Origin of the sequence: Porcipelethomonas sp. (genome assembly GCF_051893655.1) — a bacterium.
Taxonomy (GTDB): Bacteria; Bacillota; Clostridia; order Oscillospirales; family Ruminococcaceae; genus Porcipelethomonas.
This window is the reverse complement of the sequence record NZ_JBJFHN010000013.1, coordinates 1-4,917: the sequence shown is the minus strand read 5'-3', so window position 1 is coordinate 4,917 and position 4,917 is coordinate 1. Positions and strand designations below refer to the sequence as shown.

Sequence of the window (4,917 nt, the reverse complement as noted above, 5' to 3'; positions counted from 1 at the left end):
AATTATGTGTAAGCATGCCACCTTTGCAGTTCTTGCGTGGGCACTTAAGCATTTTTAATCTTCCTTTTCTGCCTGTCTGAAAAACTTGCGTCATCAATCAATTTTCCGATTGCATCAGCCATAAAGCCAAACATTTCAGCCATATCTGATGATTTTTCAATTTTTCTGATATCATCATAAGCTGCTTTAAGATTTTCTGATATAATCAGCCTGTCATGTATGTATTCAAGCCTTTCGTCAACATAGCTTTCAAGCTCAGAATAATTCTTTTCATCTTCAGCTTTCGCTTGCTCTTTTGTGATTGCATCGCTATGCAGTTCGCCGTAAAGCTGCAGCAGCTTATCAAAATACTTGTACTGCGCCGGCTCAAAATCATCAATGTTAAAATCGCCCTCGCCGAGTATGTATTTCCAGGCAGCTTCTTTATTCTTTTTAAATTCATCGGTATCTTTGATACCTGATATTGTAATAATTTCCATTTATTTCTCCTTAAAATGGCGGTTCACAGAGGTCTGCCAGTTGTTTAACATTTTTAAAGCAGCCATAGACCTTGTTCGGGTTATCGTTATCGCAGATTATACGCTTGCTTTTTTCGCTGTATCTGACCTTGACTCTATTGTCTTTAAGCAGTTTGCGCCCTGTTAATCGATTTTTGGTTATACCAATCAATGATTGATATGTTTCTTTATCTTCGTCGTTATTGCCAGAATATGTAATTACAACGTCAACAGCGTTTGTGATATCACTCGAACCGCTTACAGAATCATTATCCAGTTCTTTGCCAATCTGTTCTTTTTTTGGGTGAGCGATAAGTACAACAACGATATTAAGCTTTACCGCAATGGATTTAACTTTTTTTACAAACTCGCTTTGTGCCCTGTATAAATCGCTTGTCGGTTCAACGTCCAGTGCTGTCATAAGATTGTCAAGCAATACAAATTTTATGCCATATCTGCACACCGCCTGCTGCATCGCTCCAAGCAGAGTTATTTCTTCGCCGGATTCGTTCTTTCTGCCGTCAACAGCCAACTCATCCAGCATCACGTTATTATCAAATATATACGCTTTTTCAGCATACCAATCGTTGATTCTCTCGACCGTTTTATCACTAAGCCAGTAATCAGTTTCTCCATATTCGTTCTGCCGTTCCTGAATATTCTGGCTGCCTGCAATCTGTAAATCAAGCCAGTTTTTAAAATGATAATCAGGTAATTCGCCGGAGTAAGCAAATGCTGAATACCCTTGATCTATTGCATTTGCAAAAATCTGTGATGCAAGAGTACTTTTACCTTCGCCCCTCTTACCAGTTATCAATATAAGCTGTCCGAGATACATTCCACCGATTGTTTTGTCTATATCATATATCCCGGTCTTTATTCGCTCCATGCCGGAAAGATCTGCTTTTTTTACGCTTGCCAGAGATTTTACCGCTCTGACTGGCTTTATTTCAGCATTTTCAACGCAGTACCTGACAGCATCTTTGCCGTATTTTCTTAAAATATCATTTGCGTCCTTTTCGCCGAGATAATCAGCTTGTCGCACAACTTTGATTTTTTTGAGTGGAAATCTGCTTACGATATCCTCAGCAAGAGTTATTTTGTTTTTTTCGCAATCCCCAAAAACAATTATCTCTTCAAATCGGTTTACCCAGTCATAGCAATTGTTTATCCATGTAAACCCGTTTGCCCCTGTTGGGACAGATACCGCATTGTCAAAGCCACATTCAGCAACCGTCAGTGAATCAATCTGCCCTTCTGTGATAATCAGCCGCTTGAAGTCCTTACATTGCATCATGCCAAATAGTATCGGCTTTGTCTCACTCTCAAACCATTCCTTGTTTTTATCTCTGCCCTTGACAAAATCGGTCTTGCGGTATTTTGCTGAAACCATAACGCCGTTTTCGTCAAAGAACGGGAATACAAGGATTTTAGGATTCTTCTTCTGTACCGTAAGTTTATACCGCTTTGTTATTTCTTCGCTTATGCCACGGCTTTGCATATAGCTTAGAGCCTCGTCTTTTGTTTCAATCTTTACTTGTTTAAGCCGCCTGTATTTTCTTTTCACGCCATCCTGTTCAAGAGGATAATCAAAATCCCTTGCCAGTTCCACAAAATGACCATGCTTATTACAGCTTGCCCGAAAGCATTTAAAAGCACCTGTTTCCAGATTTATCGAAAACGTTTCTTTGTCATGCCCTCCGCCCTGACAGTAAGGGCAATACTTGAAAAATAACTCATTTCCTTTTTCATACGTTTCATATCCATGTGCATTTGCAAAGGCAATAACATCACCTTGCCTGAATTGATAACTCAATTTTCTTTCTCCTTAAAAATCTGTATGCCCTCCTCCTTTTCCGAGAACGGTTTTTTTTGCTCCGGGAGGAGCGGTATATTCTTTTTCTTCTTTATTCTTCTTATTCTTCTTATATTGTTGCCCTTTGACTGCCCCTTGACTGCCCTCAGCCTGCCCTTTGACTGCCCCTTGACTGCCCACCTCTTGATAGCGATCGTAGTTAAGTACCGTAATTACGCTATATTTCGGGTATTTGGAGACTGCCACCTCTCCGGTTTTTTTTAAATGCTCGAGGGCAGTTCTTACTTCTTTGATAGTCATTCCCAGTTCCGCAGATACATGCGGATAACTGGTTAATTTTTGCCCTCGTTTTATTGTCAATCCTTCAAAATCCTTATCGGAAATGTTGGCTGTTAGCAGCAGGTGAATGAACAGTCTAATTGTATTGCCGTTTTTATACCAGCGCCATTCAAGTATTTTTCTGTTTAGCTTAATGTAACCATTTTTTAAAGCCATTCAATCACCGCCGTAAAGTAAATAGTTTTTTAAAGCCATGAAAAGTGTTGCGTATATGTAATCACCGGCGAACTGCTTCGATACAAAGCTGATAGTTATGTTATATTTCTGCTGCCATGAAAACAAGGTATTAAGAAATGAGTTAGGAGGCAGCATGGAGCGGTATCTGTGATTTTTTATATCATCATAACTGCCTGACTCAATCATCAGATAAACCTTTGCTCCAGCCTCTTTTGCTCTCTGAAATTCCCTGTCAAAGCGGTCACGTCCTTTTGTGAGGTTTCCGGCTAACTCATCAAGGCTTGCTTTCCGCTCCACAGCCACTCTGTCAGCGAAAATAATGCCCTTTTCAGCTTCTGTATCATATTCACAGGTATAATCACCATAGTCAAGTTTGTGTGGCTTAAAAGGGCATTTTTTGCTCTCTAAAGCCTTTGTGATATGCTGATTTTTCTTTTCTCTGGTATCAACAAGGATTCTCATGCTTTTCATGGCATCGCCTATTTTGTAGCCTGGCATCAAAACGGTACTTCACCCTCTTCTACAACTCCAACTTCAAAATTTTCTGAATCAGCTATAGCATCAATTTCTGCATCAAGCTTGTCAGATTCTTTTCTGCTGAGTGGCTTGTCCTTCGGGATTGTAAAGTTATCATTGCGTATATCATCAACAGGAATCAGGTGGTCACAGTTGGTAAACCAGCCTGAACGACCGTTCATTTCCCATTCCTTGTTGCCGAAAACTGCGCCGACAAGCTTGTTCTTGAGTACAGAAGTATTCCATTCCTTTGAACAGTCTATATTGGTATTGGCATTGGACTTGTTAAACGCCTCAATCTGCGACTTAAAGAAGCCGAGTGAACGCTTGTATTTGTTCACATCTTCTTCACTTGTGCTCTTCTGCACAGGCACGTTGATTCTGTAAGTACCTTTCCACTTCTTGTACTCGTCTGACATGGCTTTATACTGCTTGTCAAAAAAGCCTTTCTGCTCGCCCTCAGCTATATCAAAGCGGAGTATGACAACATCGCCCCAGTCGTGATTTTCTTCCTTTACGTCAAGGACTTTCAGCACATATCCTCCGACAGGGAGACGCTCCATTTTGCTGAAATTTGTTGCTGTTGCCTCTTTATATCCTTTTATTGGTTTCATTTGTTTTTCTCGCTTTCTGATTCGTTAGTTTCAATTTCGTCTGATATAAGACCGTAGTATTTTCTGATTGCTATATCTACGGCTTTTAAATCATTTTCGATTTCGTCTGATTCAAACATTTCTTCTGGTGATTTAGAGATGTCCTGTCCGTTTGTTACGGTCTTAAAAAAGTGCCTGCCTTCCTCAGACATACATCTCAAACAGATTGTTGATAATCCCTCAATGCAGCATTTTTCATCAAGCATCTTGCCAATTGTTTTAAGCTGAGTGTTGCCATCATCATTCATGTTTTCATGCATCATGATGTATACAATTACATCTTCAGGGAGAGAGTTTCTGACGAAGTCTATCAGGAAATAAAACTCGTCTCCAATCTCGTTATACAGGTCATAAACTTCTCTGCCTTTGCGTCCGGCTGAATGGTCTCTCATAAACTTGTCCGTCATGAGATATCCGGCATCATCAATTACGGCAGTTTTGAGCGGCATTTTTGCAAGTTGTGATTTTATGGTCTTGTAGTTTCGGCTGTTAAGCACGAATTTGAATTTCTTTCTGAATGGCAATTCCTTGCCTACAACGTTAATCAGAAGTATTTCATCTTCAGCGAAATTCTTTAAACTTCTGCTCTTGCCACTTCCGGATTTACCGTAAATTAAAACAGGTCTTCCCATTACTCAATCACCTCCACAAACGGTAACGCATACTCAATCAGCATTCTCGCAAGCTGACTCATTGCAATGCCAGTACAGCGTGATAACTCTTTCAGTTCTGCAAGAGTGTCATCCGGAACAATTGCTCTGATTGTATTTGCTTCTTTTGCGGAAAGCGACTTTGCACAATGTAATTCAAGTTTATTTTTCTCCATTGTCTTCCTCCTTAAATATCAGTTTATTTTATGTGGACACTTTCGCCCTGTTCAAGGTGTGCATATTTTCTTACTGCGCCAGCTTTTAAATCC

At 40.0% G+C, this 4,917-nt stretch carries 7 protein-coding genes; all 7 read right to left on the bottom strand.

The window, feature by feature from the left end; translation table 11 throughout:
- Positions 1 to 44 precede the first annotated feature (44 nt).
- The 7 genes from ACI4WO_RS00530 to ACI4WO_RS00500 are packed head-to-tail and all read right to left on the bottom strand — an operon-like array spanning position 45 to position 4,824.
- A complete protein-coding gene (locus ACI4WO_RS00530) occupies positions 45 to 479 on the bottom strand; it encodes a hypothetical protein (RefSeq protein WP_439805603.1) in 435 nt (144 codons plus the stop codon).
- A 10-nt stretch (positions 480 to 489) separates the two neighbouring features.
- Complete coding sequence (locus ACI4WO_RS00525; RefSeq protein WP_439805602.1) at positions 490 to 2,313, bottom strand: AAA family ATPase; 1,824 nt, start codon at positions 2,311 to 2,313, stop codon at positions 490 to 492.
- A 12-nt stretch (positions 2,314 to 2,325) separates the two neighbouring features.
- Positions 2,326 to 2,808, bottom strand: a complete 483-nt coding sequence (locus ACI4WO_RS00520; protein ID WP_439805601.1) for a hypothetical protein — start codon at positions 2,806 to 2,808, stop codon at positions 2,326 to 2,328.
- Complete coding sequence (locus ACI4WO_RS00515; protein WP_439805600.1) at positions 2,809 to 3,327, bottom strand: ERCC4 domain-containing protein; 519 nt, start codon at positions 3,325 to 3,327, stop codon at positions 2,809 to 2,811.
- Positions 3,327 to 3,959 carry a hypothetical protein gene (locus ACI4WO_RS00510; protein ID WP_439805599.1) on the bottom strand — a complete coding sequence of 211 codons (633 nt, stop codon included), beginning with the start codon at positions 3,957 to 3,959 and terminating at the stop codon, positions 3,327 to 3,329. Before ACI4WO_RS00510 ends, ACI4WO_RS00515 begins: the two co-directional genes overlap by 1 nt.
- Positions 3,956 to 4,630 (bottom strand): AAA family ATPase, encoded by a 675-nt coding sequence (locus ACI4WO_RS00505; protein ID WP_439805598.1) that lies wholly within the window; start codon positions 4,628 to 4,630, stop codon positions 3,956 to 3,958. Before ACI4WO_RS00505 ends, ACI4WO_RS00510 begins: the two co-directional genes overlap by 4 nt.
- On the bottom strand, positions 4,630 to 4,824 hold the full coding sequence (locus tag ACI4WO_RS00500; protein ID WP_439805597.1) for a hypothetical protein: 195 nt from the start codon (positions 4,822 to 4,824) through the stop codon (positions 4,630 to 4,632). Before ACI4WO_RS00500 ends, ACI4WO_RS00505 begins: the two co-directional genes overlap by 1 nt.
- Positions 4,825 to 4,917 lie beyond the last annotated feature (93 nt).